General features: G+C 64.5%; 15 protein-coding genes. 11 read left to right on the top strand and 4 right to left on the bottom strand.

Features of this window, described 5'->3' with window-relative positions:
* Window positions 1–103: 103 nt before the first annotated feature.
* From K5X80_RS01825 to K5X80_RS01810, 4 genes are all read right to left on the bottom strand, one after another.
* Window positions 104–547, bottom strand: a complete 444-nt coding sequence (locus K5X80_RS01825) for an ExbD/TolR family protein (protein ID WP_283249210.1) — start codon at window positions 545–547, stop codon at window positions 104–106.
* Window positions 548–582: 35 nt separating this feature from the next.
* Entirely contained in the window at window positions 583–1,116 is a 534-nt protein-coding gene (locus K5X80_RS01820) for an ExbD/TolR family protein (RefSeq protein ID WP_261390588.1), read from the bottom strand.
* Between the two features lie 90 nt (window positions 1,117–1,206).
* Window positions 1,207–1,986 (bottom strand): MotA/TolQ/ExbB proton channel family protein, encoded by a 780-nt coding sequence (locus tag K5X80_RS01815; protein ID WP_283249209.1) that lies wholly within the window; start codon window positions 1,984–1,986, stop codon window positions 1,207–1,209.
* 84 nt (window positions 1,987–2,070) lie between these two features.
* On the bottom strand, window positions 2,071–2,724 hold the full coding sequence (locus K5X80_RS01810; RefSeq protein ID WP_222559161.1) for an energy transducer TonB: 654 nt from the start codon (window positions 2,722–2,724) through the stop codon (window positions 2,071–2,073).
* Between the two features lie 345 nt (window positions 2,725–3,069).
* Between K5X80_RS01810 and K5X80_RS01805 the strand changes: the two genes are divergently transcribed.
* The 11 genes from K5X80_RS01805 (at window position 3,070) to pheT (ending at window position 15,152) form a co-directional block, all read left to right on the top strand.
* Window positions 3,070–3,930 (top strand): hypothetical protein, encoded by an 861-nt coding sequence (locus K5X80_RS01805; protein WP_222559160.1) that lies wholly within the window; start codon window positions 3,070–3,072, stop codon window positions 3,928–3,930.
* Between the two features lie 158 nt (window positions 3,931–4,088).
* The gene (locus K5X80_RS01800; RefSeq protein WP_222559159.1) at window positions 4,089–5,399 is read left to right on the top strand and encodes a homoserine dehydrogenase; all 1,311 of its coding nucleotides are present in this window, start codon (window positions 4,089–4,091) and stop codon (window positions 5,397–5,399) included.
* Window positions 5,400–5,488: 89 nt separating this feature from the next.
* Window positions 5,489–6,475, top strand: a complete 987-nt coding sequence (gene glpX / locus K5X80_RS01795) for a class II fructose-bisphosphatase (protein WP_222559158.1) — start codon at window positions 5,489–5,491, stop codon at window positions 6,473–6,475.
* A gap of 160 nt (window positions 6,476–6,635) precedes the next feature.
* Window positions 6,636–7,571: a ribose-phosphate pyrophosphokinase gene (locus K5X80_RS01790; protein ID WP_222559157.1), complete on the top strand. Its 936-nt coding sequence runs from the start codon at window positions 6,636–6,638 to the stop codon at window positions 7,569–7,571.
* 12 nt (window positions 7,572–7,583) lie between these two features.
* Window positions 7,584–8,369: an inositol monophosphatase family protein gene (locus K5X80_RS01785; RefSeq protein WP_222559156.1), complete on the top strand. Its 786-nt coding sequence runs from the start codon at window positions 7,584–7,586 to the stop codon at window positions 8,367–8,369.
* Window positions 8,370–8,484: 115 nt separating this feature from the next.
* On the top strand, window positions 8,485–9,795 hold the full coding sequence (locus K5X80_RS01780; RefSeq protein ID WP_222559155.1) for an MFS transporter: 1,311 nt from the start codon (window positions 8,485–8,487) through the stop codon (window positions 9,793–9,795).
* Between the two features lie 166 nt (window positions 9,796–9,961).
* A complete protein-coding gene (gene rpmI, locus K5X80_RS01775) occupies window positions 9,962–10,165 on the top strand; it encodes a 50S ribosomal protein L35 (RefSeq protein WP_021689946.1) in 204 nt (67 codons plus the stop codon).
* 17 nt (window positions 10,166–10,182) lie between these two features.
* Window positions 10,183–10,542 (top strand): 50S ribosomal protein L20, encoded by a 360-nt coding sequence (rplT, locus tag K5X80_RS01770; protein WP_222559154.1) that lies wholly within the window; start codon window positions 10,183–10,185, stop codon window positions 10,540–10,542.
* 151 nt (window positions 10,543–10,693) lie between these two features.
* The gene (locus K5X80_RS01765; RefSeq protein WP_222559153.1) at window positions 10,694–11,569 is read left to right on the top strand and encodes a helix-turn-helix domain-containing protein; all 876 of its coding nucleotides are present in this window, start codon (window positions 10,694–10,696) and stop codon (window positions 11,567–11,569) included.
* Window positions 11,570–11,676: 107 nt separating this feature from the next.
* The gene (gene pheS, locus K5X80_RS01760) at window positions 11,677–12,792 is read left to right on the top strand and encodes a phenylalanine--tRNA ligase subunit alpha (RefSeq protein ID WP_222560341.1); all 1,116 of its coding nucleotides are present in this window, start codon (window positions 11,677–11,679) and stop codon (window positions 12,790–12,792) included.
* Window positions 12,789–15,152 carry a phenylalanine--tRNA ligase subunit beta gene (gene pheT / locus K5X80_RS01755; protein ID WP_222559152.1) on the top strand — a complete coding sequence of 788 codons (2,364 nt, stop codon included), beginning with the start codon at window positions 12,789–12,791 and terminating at the stop codon, window positions 15,150–15,152. Before pheS ends, pheT begins: the two co-directional genes overlap by 4 nt.
* Window positions 15,153–15,203: the final 51 nt, after the last annotated feature.

Raw genomic sequence — 15,203 nt, 5'->3', positions numbered from 1 at the left:
GCATTGGCAGGCGATACGACCCCCCAAAAGCGGCCGCCCAAACAAAAAGGGGCGGATTGCTCCGCCCCTTCATGCCGGTTTCACCGGGAGGATCAGGTGCCGGTCAGGCGCCTTCCTCCTTGGTGAAAGAGGCGTAGCGTTCGTTGCCGACGAAGCCGAACTTCGTGATGCCCGAACCCTTGATGATGTTCAGCACACGCGACGAAAGATCGTAGCTGGCGTTCGCATCCGGTTCGAACTGCAGTTCGGGTTCGACCGGCATCTTGAGACCTTCCTGCAACAGCGAGACGAGCTGGCCGTTGCTGATCGGATTGCCGTTCCACAGAATCTGGTTGTCCGTGGTCAGGACGACCTTGTTCTTCACCGGATCGACCGGCGGGTTCGTGGGGTTGTCCACGGGTGCGGGCAGATCGATGTTCACTGCGTGGGTCGCAACCGGGATGGTGATGATGAACATGATGAGGAGCACGAGCATGACGTCGATCAACGGCGTCGTGTTCATTTCCATCATCGGGGAGCCATCGTCCTTACCGCCTGACATTGCCATGGGGTATTACTCCTGAATGGGCTCGAATCCGGCCGTCAACCGTTCGGGTCGACCGGGTTCGAGATGAAGCCGACGGTCGGATAGCCTGCCGCCTGCACGTTGTAGATCGCACCGGCAACACAGCGCCACGGGGCATTCACGTCACCGCGGATATGGACCTGCGGGACCTTTTCCGGATTGGCCATGATGGCATCGATCCCGCCTTCGCGCTGGACGATGGCATCGAGACGTTTGAAAGCCTGATCGTAGAGCTCCTGGGAGCTGACCGGTGTGATGTTGTTGAAATAGACGCGGCATTCACCGCCGCGGTTGGCGCCTTCGTAACCCGGATCACCGGCGCTGCGTCCCGAAGCATCCGTGGTCGAAACCGTCAACAAGAGGTTCTCGACCTTGTCCTCCGATTCCTGGGAGGCGAAGATGGGGATATGCAGCTTCTCGATAGTCTGGATTGCTACCGGAACGGCGATGAGAAAGATGATCAGGAGAACCAGCATCACGTCCACGAGGGGCGTGGTGTTGATGTCCGACATCGGGGTCTCTTCGGTGCCGCTGCCCATCGAAATGGCCATGGTCGTAATCCTATCCTAAACTTCGTGTCTCTCGGACGGGGAGGGGGCCCGCATGCCGGTCCCTCCCCGTCGCGATACGTTCCGCTGGCCTCAGGCCTTCGGCGCAGCTGCCGGAGCAGCCGGCTTGGCAGCAGCAGCGGCCGGCTTCGCAGCCGGAGCCGGAGCGGTGGTCGGCTTCACAGCGCCGTTCGACGACAGGTTGGCAAGCACGGCCGTGGCGAAGCCGTTGATTTCGCCGCCGATGCGCTTGTTGCGCGACTGCAGCCAGTTGTAGGCGAGCACGGCCGGAACGGCCACGAGCAGACCGAGCGCGGTCATGATCAGAGCTTCACCGACCGGACCGGCAACCTTGTCGATCGATGCCGAACCGGCGAGACCGATATTGATCAGAGCGCGGTAGATACCGACCACGGTACCGAACAGACCGATGAACGGTGCGGTGGCGCCCACGGTGGCGAGGAACGGCAGACCGCCGGCAAGCTTGGCGTTGATGGCCGCTTCCGAACGCGCGAGCGAACCGTGCATCCAGTCATGCGCTTCGAGGGTATCGGTCATTTTCTTGTGCTGATCTTCGGCGTCGAGAGCGTCGTCGACGATCTGGCGGTACGCGCTGTTCTTGGCGAGCTTGGCAGCACCGTCACGCAGCGAGGGAGCGCGCCAGAACGCGGTGCGCACTTCGCGGCCCTGTTTCAGGATCTTCTGCTGTTCGAACAGCTTGGTGAACAGGATGTAGAAGGAACCGAACGACATAATGCCCAGAATGATGACGGTTGCGTAAGCAACGGCACCGCCCTGTTCCAGAGCTTCCTTGAAGCCGAACTTGTTCTGCGGAGCCGCGTGCGCGGCGGCAGCGAGAATTTCGATAAGCATGCGGGTTGTCCTCTCAAGAAGATATGTAAGACGGGTTGAAACAGTCGCCGCGCCGTCCAGAGCCGAGCGGCGGCCAGTGTTAAATTACCGGGGAATCTGCCAGCGAACGGCGTTGCTGTAGCTGCCCGTGGTCGGATTGCCTTCGCCATCGGTTGCCGGCTTGAAGCGGGCGCGACGGGTCACCAGTTTGCAGGTGGCATCATCGAGATCGCTGTGGCCGCTCGAACCGGTGACCTGACAGCTCGTCACCTTGCCTTCGGCATCCACGGTAACGGAGAAGCGGGTGGTGCCGGCGCGATCTTCGCGCATCGCCTTGGTCGGATAATCATCCGGCGTGGCCCAGCTGCCCGGGCTGTTCCGCGGTTGCGGCGCCTTGGGAGCGACCCGCGGCGGCGGCGGCGGCGGTGGCGGCGGTGCAGCCGTCGGGATCACGATCGGCGGCGGCGGCGGTGCGTGTGTCACCGTCGAGATCGGCGGCGGTGCCGGCGAAATGTTGATGGGCGGCGGCGGCGCCACGATGGGCGGCGGCGGCGCTTCCTTGGGGGGGGGCGGTGGAGGAAGCTCTTCCTTGGGCTTCTCCTCCTCGATATCGATCGTCGTCACGCGCTGCGCGACCTTCTTGACTGCTTCGAAGGCAAGGCCAGTCACCAGGCCATAACCAAGAAGGACGTGGAGCAGAGCAACCACAACCAGCGCAATAACGCGGTTACTGCTCGTTGATTGGTCAGCGTAAGCCATTCAGTCGCATCACTCCATTCAGCTCCCCGGGGGCAAACCCCGGGCTACGCCAGCGACGGGTCGGCCTCACCGACTGGCGCAAAAATCCAGTTTTTTACCCTGCCAGTTTAGGCCGGATGGCCTCACGTTGCCCTGTTCGATGTTTCGTCGGGCAATCTGGGGCGAAACGTGTTTTCTACCCCGTTTTTCAGGGCTCTTTAACTGCGAAGTGCGACCTGCGCAAACGCTTTATCGGTTCATGGTGGATTCAAGCGCTTGCCGTTGAACTGTCCGTGACGGACAATACGGCCCGATCAGGCGGTGCGCGAAACCGCCAGCAGTGTGGGTGAGCAGAAGGTGCAGAGTATGAAAATCACCAAGAGCGCGCGGCGCGGCGCGATCTGTCTGGCGGCCTGCGCGGCCCTGGCGGGCCTGACTTCGGCCGGGGCCGCGACCCCGGCTCCGGCCCCGGCCCCGGCATCCGCGCTGACTTATGCCGATCTGGCCGATCTGGCGGACCCCGCCCAACTGGTTCTGCGGGTCAAGATAACGCGCCAGTCGATGATCGATCCCGCCCGCTCGCCGGGCCTGTCGCCGGGCAAAGTGCGGCTCTATGTCGAAGCCAGGCCCGAAGCTGCGCTCGCCGGGCAGGTGCCACCGGTCAAAGTGGTGAAATATCTGGTGGATGTGCCGGTGGGAGCGGACCGGCGAGTGCCGAAGGTGCGCGGAAAGAGCTACATCGTGTTCGCCCGTGCCGTGCCCGGCAAGCCGGGGGAGCTGCAGCTTGTCGCCCCGGATGCGCAGCTTCCGGCTGACCCGGTCACTGCCGCGCGGCTCATGCCGCTGCTGGCGGAGCTGGCCGATCCCGGCGCCCCGCCGCGCATCGCGGGGATTCGCGATATCCTGTCGGTGCAGGGCAATCTGGCGGGGGAATCGGAGACTCAGCTTTTCCTCGACAGCGTCAGCGACGGGCCGGTGCTGGTTTCAGTCGTGCGGCGGCCGGGGGCGAGCCCGATCTGGAGCGTGTCGTGGTCCGAACTGGTCGATCAGGCCGGACGTTCGCCCGCGCCCGATACGCTGGCGTGGTATCGCCTTGCCTGCACGCTGCCCGGCCGGCTGCCCGCCCAGGCGAATCTCGCCCGAGGCGATGCCGACCGCAGCCGTGCCCTGCGCGATTATGCGCTGATCAAGCAGGAACTGGGGGTCTGCGCGCGTACGCGCAAATAATGCTGCCCGGCATACAGGGCTTTCATGGCGTGCTTTCACACGGGCGCGACAGGGCTCTGGTCTTTGGCGTGCGCATCCCCTAGGGCGCAGGTTCCCATGCGCCGCACACCCTGCGGTGGGCGCGGCGCTGCACGCTATACGAAACGAAGGGGGCTTTGATGGCCGAACCGTTGCGAATCGCCCTGGCCGGGCTCGGTACTGTTGGTGCCGGCGTGATTCGCCTGCTTGATGCCAACCGCGATCTGATCACCCGGCGGGCCGGGCGCGAAATCGCAATTGTCGCGGTCAGCGCGCGTGACCGGACCAAGGATCGTGGCGTCGATCTGACCCGGTTCGCCTGGGAAGACGATATGACCGCGATGGCCGCGCGCGGCGATGTCGATGTCGTGGTTGAACTGGTCGGCGGGTCGGACGGTCCGGCGCTGACACTGGCGCGCAATGCGATTCGCGACGGCAAGGCGCTGGTCACCGCGAACAAGGCGATGATCGCGCATCATGGTTTGTCGCTGGCCAAGGCGGCGGAAACGGCGGGCGTTGCGCTGAAATTCGAAGCGGCGGTGGCCGGTGGCATTCCGGTGATCAAGGGCCTGCGCGAAGGCACGGCGGCCAACGCGATCGAACGCGTCTATGGCATTCTCAACGGCACCTGCAATTACATCCTTTCCACTATGGAGGATACGGGGCGCGATTTCGGCGACGTGCTAGCTGAGGCGCAAATGCTGGGCTACGCCGAAGCCGATCCGACGTTCGATATCGAAGGGATCGATGCTGCGCACAAGCTGTCGATTCTCGCCGCGATCGCCTTCGGGGCGGAAGTCGATTTCGCCAATGTCGACACCACCGGCATTTCGGCCCTGCGGGCCGAAGACATCGCACAGGCGGAAGCGCTGGGCTACGTCATCCGCCTGATCGGCCTGGCCGAATCGCAGCGGGACGAAACCGGGCGCCAGCGTCTGTTCCAGCGGGTGCAACCGTGCCTTGTGCCCAATGGGCATCCGCTCGCCCATGTCGATGGGCCGACCAACGCGGTCGTCACCGAAGGCAATTTCTCCGGCCGCCTGCTATTCCAGGGCGCTGGCGCGGGCGACGGGCCCACGGCCAGCGCCGTGGTGGCGGACCTGATCGATATCGCCCGGGGTGAGATCGGTGCGCCGTTCTCCGTCCCCGGCCACGAACTGGAAAAGCTGGAACCGGCGGAATCGGGCCATCGCACGGGCCGCTGCTATATCCGCTTTGCAGTCAACGACCGGCCGGGTGTCCTGGCCGAGATCACTGCCGCGATGCGCGATGCGGGGGTTTCGATCGAAAGCCTGCTGCAGAAAGGCACGCCTGCCGAAGGCGGTGAAGTGCTGGTGGCGATTGTCACGCACGAAGCGCCCGAAAGCGCGGTCAAACAGGCTCTGACGCTGCTCGAAGGGTCGCCCAGCCTCACCGCGCCGCCGCTGGTCATGCAACTGCTGGCAGGGTGATCCTGCCGCACAATCATATGGCAACAATTGCCGTTTAACGGGGCTGGGCTTAAGGCCCCTTGGAACACGTCATACCGGATAGGATCCCAATGTCTGACACGAGCGCTACTCCCGCCAGCACCGTTCTTGATCGCGTGCTGGTGCTTGAAATGGTCCGCGTGACCGAAGCCGCCGCCATTTCCGCGTCCCGCCTGATTGGCCGGGGCGATGAAAAGGCCGCCGATGCCGCCGCCGTCGAAGCGATGCGCAAGGCGTTCGACGAACTCTACATGGACGGCACCGTGGTGATCGGCGAGGGCGAACGCGACGAGGCGCCGATGCTTTACATCGGGGAAAAGGTCGGCGGCGCGCCGGGCCGCGGCCCGAAGATCGACATTGCACTCGATCCGCTGGAAGGGACCACCATCACCGCTAAGGCGGGCCCCAATGCGCTGGCCGTGCTGGCGGCGGCCGAAGAAGGCTGCCTGCTCAACGCGCCCGACGTGTACATGGACAAGCTGGCCGTCGGCCCGGGCTATCCCGAAGGGATCATCGATCTGGCCAAGAGCCCGACCGAGAACGTCAAGGCCGTGGCTGCGGCCAAGGGCGTGGCGCCGAACGAAATCATCGTCTGCGTGCTCGATCGCCCGCGCCATGCGGACCTGATCGCCGAACTGCGCGCGCTGGGCTGCGGCATCCAGTTGATCCCCGATGGCGATGTCGCGGGCGTGATCGCGGTCACCAATCCGGAAACCACCATCGACCTCTACATGGGGCAGGGCGGCGCGCCGGAAGGCGTGCTGGCGGCGGCGGCGCTGCGTTGCGTCGGCGGGCAGTTCAACGGCCGTCTCGTGTTCCGCAACGAAGATGAAAAGGCGCGCGCGCGTAAGTGGGGCATCGAAGACCTCAACCGCATCTACAAGCTGGGCGATCTCGCCAAGGGCGATTGCATTTTCGCCGCCACCGGCGTGACCGACGGTTCGCTGCTGGATGGCGTGAAGCGTCTCAAGGGCGGCAAGATGACGACCGAAAGCGTCGTGATGCGCGCCAGCTCGGGCACGGTGCGCTGGGTGCGCGGCGAACACCACGCGGACTGATTCGCGTTTTCGCAGGCGGGGCGGCCCCCGGGCCGTGCCCGTTTGCAAATCCCCAGCCGCGTTTCGGCAGCGGTTGCAATCAGCCCCGGCTTGACTAGAGCCGGGGCGTGTTTGTTGCGCAAATGCGACTCGCCGAATCTGGAAAAAGGGACCCCCTGCAATGAAGATCATGGCCGGCAATTCCAACCTGCCTCTGGCCCGGGCCATCGCTGGCTATCTCGAAATGCCGCTGACCGATGCTTCGGTGCGGCGCTTCGCCGACGAGGAGATCTTCGTTGAAATCCATGAAAACGTGCGCGGCGAAGATGTCTTTCTGGTCCAGTCGACCAGCTTCCCGGCCAACGATCACCTTATGGAACTGCTGATCTGCATCGATGCGCTCAAGCGTGCTTCGGCCAAGCGGATCACCGCCGTGGTCCCCTATTTCGGCTATGCCCGGCAGGACCGCAAGCCCGGCCCGCGCACGCCGATCTCGGCCAAACTGGTGGCCAATCTGATCACCGAAGCGGGCGCCGATCGCGTGCTTTCGGTCGATCTGCACGCCGGGCAGATTCAGGGCTTCTTCGATATCCCGACAGACAACCTCTATGCCGCCCCCGCGATGGCCGCCGATATCCAGGCGCGCTACGGCGATCAGGCGCTGATGGTGGTGTCGCCCGACGTCGGCGGCGTGGTCCGCGCCCGCGCGCTGGCCAAGCGGCTCGACAACGCGCCGCTCGCCATCGTCGACAAGCGCCGCGACAAGCCCGGCCAGTCCGAAGTGATGAACATCATCGGCGAAGTGCAGGGCCGCCACTGCATCTTGATCGACGATATCGTCGATTCGGGTGGCACGCTGTGCAACGCAGCGCAGGCGCTGCTCGATGCCGGGGCATCCAGTGTGGTGGCCTACATCACCCACGGGGTGCTGTCGGGCGCGGCGGTGCAGAAGGTGAACAATTCCGTACTCAAGGAACTGGTCATCACCGACACGATTCTCGGCACCGATCCGACCAAGGATTCCGACCGTATCCGCATCCTTTCCATCGCGCCGCTGATCGGCGAGGCGATTCGCCGGATCGCGGACGAAAGCTCCGTTTCCAGCCTGTTCGACTGATCGGGCCGGGCGGTGAAACTCGACGCCGAAATCGCGCTGGCCCACCGCCTGGCCGATGCGGCGCGCGCGGCGATCCGCCCGTACTTCCGGGGTTCCGTCGCCATCGAGCGGAAGGACGATGCCTCCCCGGTGACGCTGGCCGACCGTGAGGCGGAAGAGGCGATGCGCCGGATTCTCGCCGCCGAAATGCCCGCTGACGGAATCGTTGGCGAGGAAATCGGCATCAGCGAAGGCACGTCCGGCCGCCAATGGGTGCTCGATCCGATCGATGGGACGGCGGCTTTCCTCGCCGGGCGGCCGATTTTCGGCACGCTGATCGCGCTGATGATCGATGGGTTTCCGGTGTTGGGTGTGATCGACCAGGCGATCACCGAAGAACGCTGGCTGGGCATGGCCGGGCAACCGACCACGCTGAACGGCAGGCCGGCGCGCACCCGCGTGTGTCCCGATCTTTCCGCGGCAACGATTGGCACCACCGGGCCGCACTATTTCGACGATCACGACGGCGATCATTTCATGGCGCTGGCGGCGAAGACCGATCACCGCCGGATGGTGATGGGCGGGGACTGCTACAATTACGCCACACTGGCGACGGGCCAGCTCGACATCGTTTGCGAAGCGGGGCTGAAACTGCACGATTTCGCGGCGCTGGTGCCCGTGGTTGAAGGCGCGGGCGGGGTGATGTGCGACTGGAACGGCGATCCGCTTCATGCCGGTTCCGATGGTCATGTTCTGGCGATCGGCGATCCGGCCCGGCTCGACGATGTGGTCGAAGCGCTGGCCTGCCATCATCATTGACCGGCCGAACCGCCGGTTTGCCAATCGGGGCAGGGCGCGATAGGCTCGTTCCGCATTCCGGGGGAAGGTTTCGCGATGGCGAAGCCGAACGCGTGAAAGCCTTTGACGTAGCGCGATGAGTACCCCGTTCCTCCATTGTCTGGCGAACACGCTGCTGGCCAACATCGTGAATTTCACGGTGTGGTTCGCGGTGACGTTCTGGATTTTTCTGGAGACCCAATCGGTTCTCGCCACGGGGATGATCGCGGGCATTTATCTGGTGCTGACGGCGGCTTTTGCGATCTGGTTCGGCAGTCTGGTCGATCATCACCGCAAGAAGACGATGATGATGGTGTCGAGCCTGGCCTCATTCCTGCTCTATGCCGCCGCGCTCGGCTTCTACGGCATCATGCCGGAAGGCAGCCGCACGTCCGCGGCATCGCCCGCGCTGTGGCTGTTCGTGCTGATAACGATGCTGGGCGTGATCGCCGGCAACATCCGCAACATCGCTCTGCCGACTCTCGTTACCGCACTGATTCCGCCGGAGCGGCGCGACCGCGCCAACGGGCTGGTCGGCATGGTGACGGGGATCGGGTTCCTGCTGACTTCCGCGATCAGCGGCTTTCTGATCGCATGGGGCGGGATGGTGGCGACATTGGCTTTCGCTCTGGCGCTGACACTGGCCGCCTGCCTGCATCTGGCGCTGACGCCGCTGGAAGAACCCCGCGCCGAGCAGGAAGAGGGCGAACATAGGAAGATCGACATCGCGGGCACCGTGCGGGTCATCGGGGCGATTCCCGGCCTGTTCGCCCTGATCCTGTTTTCCGCCTTCAACAATTTCCTCGGCGGCGTGTTCATGGCGCTGATGGATGCCTATGGGCTGTCGCTGATGCGGGTGGAGGAATGGGGCCTGCTCTGGGCGGTGGTGTCCTGTGCGTTCATTCTCAGCGGCATGGTGATCGCCCGGACCGGGCTGGGCCGCAATCCGCTCAAGACGCTGATGCTCGTCAATCTGGTGATCTGGTCGGTCAGCGCGGTGTTCACGATCCAGTCGTCGATTCCCCTGCTGGCCGCGGGGTGCTTCATCTGGCTGTTCCTCGGCCCTTACGCGGAAGCGGCGGAGCAGACCGCGTTGCAGCAGGTCGTCCCCTACGAACGGCAAGGGCGGGTGTTCGGCTTCGCGCAGTCGGTGGAACAGGCGGCCTCGCCGCTGGTCGCTTTCCTGATCGGCCCGCTGACGCAACTGGTCTTCATCCCGCTGATGACGACCGGCGCTGGGGCTGAAGCCATTGGCGACTGGTACGGCACCGGGCCAGAGCGCGGGATCGCCATCGTCTTCACGATTTCGGGCGTGTTCGGGGTGGTGGCGACCGCGATCGCGTTCAATTCGCGCTATTACCGGCAACTGTCGGCCGCCTATGCGCGCGCCCAGGGCCAGGCGGTCTGAAGCGCGATTCTTTCCGCGTTGCGGCCCCCGGCGGGCATATGCACGCTTGCCTTTGCCGCGATCCGGCTTTATGGGCGCGCCCTTCATAGACACGTATTTCATGGGCCCGCCTGGCTGAAAGGGCTGCCAGGGCTGGTCGGACGTGTCCCTGACCAAGGAGACGAAAATGCCCAAGCTCAAGACCAAGAGCGGTGTGAAGAAGCGCTTCAAGATCACCGCCACCGGCAAGGTGAAGCACGGCGTGGCCGGCAAGCGCCACCGCCTGATCAGCCATAACGGCAAGTATATCCGCCAGAACCGCGGCACCGACGTGATCTCCGACGCTGATGCGCGGGTGATCAAGAAGTGGGCGCCCTACGGGCTCAACTGAGACAGGAGTACTAGCCAATGCCCCGCATCAAACGTGGTGTAACCACCCGCACCAAGCACAAGCGGCTTCTGGATCAGGCCAAGGGTTATCGCGGCCGCCGCAAGAACACGATTCGCGTTGCCCGCCAGGCCGTCGAAAAGGCCGGCCAGTACGCCTATCGCGACCGCAAGGTTAAGAAGCGGAATTTCCGCGCCCTGTGGATCCAGCGCATCAACGCGGCTGTCCGCGCCGAAGGCCTGACCTATTCGCAGTTCATCCATGGCACCAAGCTGGCCGGGATCGAACTGGACCGCAAGGTGATGGCCGATCTCGCCATGAACGAAGGCACGGCTTTCGCTGCGATCATCGCTCAGGCGAAGAAGGCTCTGCCGGCCTAACCGGCGCCTTCGGGCAAGATAACGGAAAGGGCGCGCGCGGCATGGCTGCGTGCGCCCTTTCCCTTTTCCGTGGTGCCATAACGCGCTAGTCTGGCATTTCCGTGAGTGGAGGTCGCGGAACAACAGGGTTTGTGGGGCTGATGTTTGCGGCATGACCGGGCAATGCGATATCGATGTGCGGTTCTTTCCTCCGCCGCCGGAGCTGCAAGGCTGCTTTTCGACTTTCTATCGCGCGACCTTCACCATGCACGGTGGCGGGCGGGTGCGCGATTATCTCCAGCCCGAATGGGCCAATCTGCGGTTTTTTTCCGGCGACACGCCCGATGCGCGGATGATCGATGGCGATCGGGTGACCGGCGCCCGCTTTACCGCCACCGGCCCCAGCGTTCGCCCCACCGAATTCCGTCTGGGGACAACGCGCATGTGGGGCGTGGGCCTGTTTCCGCTGGGCTGGGTGAAATTCATCTGCGTGCCCGCGGTGGATCTCGCCAATGCGCTGGTCGATGGTGAAAAGCATCCCGCCTACACCAGTTTCGCGCATCTGCCCGGTAGCCTGTTCGATGGAGAGGGCGACGATGAACGCGAATACCGCCGGATCATCGATTGCTTCCTCGCGCTCAACCGCCCCCATGCCGATGAGGATCGGATCACTGCCGTTCACGCCGCGCTGGTCGATCCGACGCTGCGCAGCGTTGCCGAACTGGCGGAACGGTCCGGTCTGAATGCCCGCACGCTCGAACGGCTATGCCGCCGCGCTTTCGGTTTCGCGCCCAAGCTGTTGTTGCGTCGCCAGCGGGTGATGCGCAGCCTGGCGGCTTTCATGCTGCGCAAGAGCGGGAACTGGTCGGACGTGATCGATCATCACTACCACGATCAGGCGCATTTCGTCCGCGATTTCCGCGCATTCATGCATATGAGCCCACGCGAATACGCTGGGCTCGATCACCCGATTTTGACCGCGTTCATGCCCGAACGGGTGCGGATCTGGGGGTCGCCCGCGCAAACGCTGGACCGTCCCACCAAATAGGCGCACCGGCCACCACGGCTCCCGTTGCGGATTTGCCGTGCAGGCCCTAGGGAGCAGGCCGCCATGGCAACCAATCCGCTGAGGAGTAGAAGGTGACGATCGAGACGATGGGCAGCGAAGCGTTGCAACGTATCGCCGCGGCCGGGGATGCAGCCGCGCTGGAAAGCCTGCGGGTTGAATTCCTGGGCAAGCAGGGCAGCATTTCGGCCCTGCTCAAGACGCTCGGCAAGATGTCGCCCGAAGAACGCCAGAACGAAGGGCCGAAAATCCACGCCTTGCGCGAAAGCGTGCAGACCGCGCTGACCGAACGCAAGACGGCGCTGGAATCGGCGGTGCTCGAAGCCAAGCTGGCGAGCGAGACGCTCGATCTGACGCTGCCCGCGCCAGAGGCGCCCATCGGATCTGTCCACCCGGTCTCGCAGGTTATGGACGAGCTTGCCGAAATCTTCGCCGATATGGGCTTTGCCGTCGCCACCGGGCCGGAGATCGAGGACGACTGGCACAATTTCACCGCGCTCAACATGCCGGAAAGCCATCCGGCGCGGGCGATGCATGATACGTTCTATTTCCCCGACGAAGGCCCGAACGGCGGCCGGATGCTGCTGCGCACGCACACCAGCCCGGTGCAGGTGCGCAGCATGAAAGCCGTTGCCGAAAAGCATGGCGGCGGCGCGCCGATCCGCATCATCGCCCCGGGCCGCGTCTATCGCAGCGACAGCGACGCCACCCACACGCCGATGTTCCATCAGGTGGAAGGGCTGGTGATCGACAAGGGCATTCACCTCGGCCATCTGAAATGGACGCTGGAAACTTTCCTCAAGGCGTTCTTCGAGCGGGACGATATCGTGCTGCGCCTGCGCCCGTCCTACTTCCCGTTCACCGAACCTTCGGTGGAAGTCGATGTCGGCTTCGCGGTTGAAACCGGGCCGGATGGCAAGGCGCGCCGCGTGCTGGGCGGCAGCGGCGATGCGCCGGGCCACGGGTGGATGGAACTGCTCGGCTCCGGCATGGTCAACCGCCGGGTGATCGCGATGTCGGGGCTCGATCCCGATGAATGGCAGGGCTTTGCCTTCGGCGTGGGCGTCGACCGCCTTGCCATGCTGAAATACGGGATGGACGATTTGCGCGCTTTCTTCGATGGCGATGTTCGCTGGCTCAAGCATTACGGCTTTTCCGCTTTCGATCAGCCGACCCTTTCGGGCGGGGTGGGAGCACGCGCATGAAATTCTCGCTGACCTGGCTCAAGCAGTATCTCGATACCGATGCCGATGCGGCGGCAATTTCGGCCAAGCTCAATGCCATCGGCATCGAAGTGGAAGGGATCGAGAATCCGGCCGAGAAGCTCGCCGGTTTCCGCGTGGCCAAAGTGCTGACCGCCCGGCCCCATCCGGATGCGGACAAGCTGCAGGTGCTCACTGTCGATACGGGTGAAGGCGATCCGTTGCAGGTCGTTTGCGGGGCGGCCAATGCCCGCGCGGGGCTGGTCGGCGTGCTCGGCACGGCGGGCGCGGTGGTTCCGGCCAACGGGCTGCAATTGCGCAAGTCGGCCATTCGCGGCGTCGAATCCAATGGCATGATGTGTTCCACCCGCGAACTGGAACTGGGCGATGATCACGAAGGGATCATCGAACTGCCGGAAGATGCGCCCGTCGGTACGCCGGTGGCGGACTATTTCGGCACCGCGCCGGTATTCGACGTGGCGATCACCCCCAACCGCCCCGATTGCATGGGCGTGTACGGGATCGCGCGTGATCTGGCGGCGGCGGGCCTCGGCACGTTGAAGCCGTTGGCGATCGCTCCGGTCGCGGGCAGCTTCCCTTGCCCGGTGGAAATCCGCACTGACGATGCCGAAGGGTGCCCGGCGTTCCATGGCCGGGTGGTGCGCGGCGTTACCAACGGCGCTTCGCCCGAATGGATGCAGGATGCCCTGCGTGCGGCGGGCCAGCGGCCGATTTCGGCGCTGGTCGACATCACCAACTATGTGATGCTGGCGTTCGGCCGCCCGGCCCATGCCTATGACCTTGCCAGGCTGCACGGCGCCGTGGTGGCGCGCCGCGCGAGCGATGGCGAGGAACTGCTGGCGCTCAACGAGAAGACATACACGCTCGATACCGGGATGACGGTAATTGCGGACGATACCCGCGCACTGGGCATTGGCGGGATCATGGGCGGCGAAGGCTCCGGCTGTTCGGAAGAGACGCGCGATGTCCTGCTCGAAATCGCCTATTTCGATCCCGAACGGATCGGCGCGACGGGGCGCAAGCTGGGGCTGACCAGCGATTCGCGCAGCCGGTTTGAACGCGGAGTCGATCCGGCATTCATGGATCCTGCGCTCGATCTGCTGACCGGACTGGTGCTCGAAATCTGCGGCGGCGAAGCATCGGCAGCGGCGCGTGCGGGCCAGCTTCCGCTCGCCGCGAAGACCGTCGCTTACGATCCCGCGCTGGCGGAGACACTGGGCGGCGTGGCCATCCCGGCCCACGAGCAGAAGCGGATTCTCGCCGCGCTCGGCTTCATGGCGGATGACGCGTGGCAAGTTGCGGTGCCGACATGGCGCCCCGATATCGATGGCGCGCCCGACATTGTCGAGGAAGTCGTCCGTATCCATGGGCTGGACAATATCGCCAGCGTCGCCCTGCCGCGCGCCGATGGCGTGGCGCAGCCGACCGCAACCCCGGCACAGAAGCTCGAACGCCGGCTGCGCCGCGCGGCCGCTGCGCGCGGGCTGAACGAGGCGATCACCTGGTCATTCATTTCGGAACGGGAAGCGGATGCCGTCGGCGGTGGGCGCTGGGTGCTGGAAAACCCGATCAGCGAAGATCTCAAAGTCATGCGGCCTTCGCTGCTCCCGGGTATGCTTTCCGCCGTGCGCCGCAATCTCGATCGCGGCGCGACTTCGGTGCGCCTGTTCGAGATTGGCCGGCGTTACCTAGAGGATGGGGAGCATCCCTCGCTCGTCCTCGTTCTGGCGGGCGAGCGTGAGCCGCGCGGTTGGGCGACGGGCAAAGGGCGCAATTTCGATGCGTTCGACGCCAAGGCGATCTGTCTCGATCTGCTGCGCGAAGCCGGTGCGCCGGTCGACAATCTGATGGTGATGGGCGAGGCGGGCGAATTCTACCACCCCGGTCAGTCGGCAACATTGCGCCTCGGCCCCAAGAACCGGATCGCCAGCTTCGGCATGCTTCACCCGCGCACGCTCGCCGCGTTCGATATCGATGTTCCGGTGGTTGCGGCTGGCATTCACCTCGATGCGATCCCGGCCAGGAAGGGCGGCTTTGCCCGTACCGCTTATGCGCCGCCCGCGTTGCAGGCCGTGACGCGCGATTTCGCGTTTCTCGTCGATGCCGCGCTTCCGGCGGGCGATCTGCTGCGCAGCGTGAAAGGCGCGGACAAGGCGAATATCGTAGACGCGCGTGTGTTCGACGATTTCCGTGGGGCAGGTGTGCCCGAAGGCAAGAAATCGCTCGCCATCGAAGTCACGCTGCAGCCCGGCGCGAAAAGCTATGTCGACGAAGAACTGAAAGCGATTGCCGACAAAGTGGTTGCCGCCGCTGCCAAGCAGGGTGCCGAGCTTCGCGGGTGACCGGGTGGGGAGCGGCCTTTGCCGCTTCCGATCCTGCCGCCAGATGTCGAT

The organism is Caenibius sp. WL (assembly GCF_019803445.1).
Taxonomy (GTDB): Bacteria; Pseudomonadota; Alphaproteobacteria; order Sphingomonadales; family Sphingomonadaceae; genus Caenibius.
This window is presented reverse-complemented; position numbering and strand designations above follow the sequence as displayed.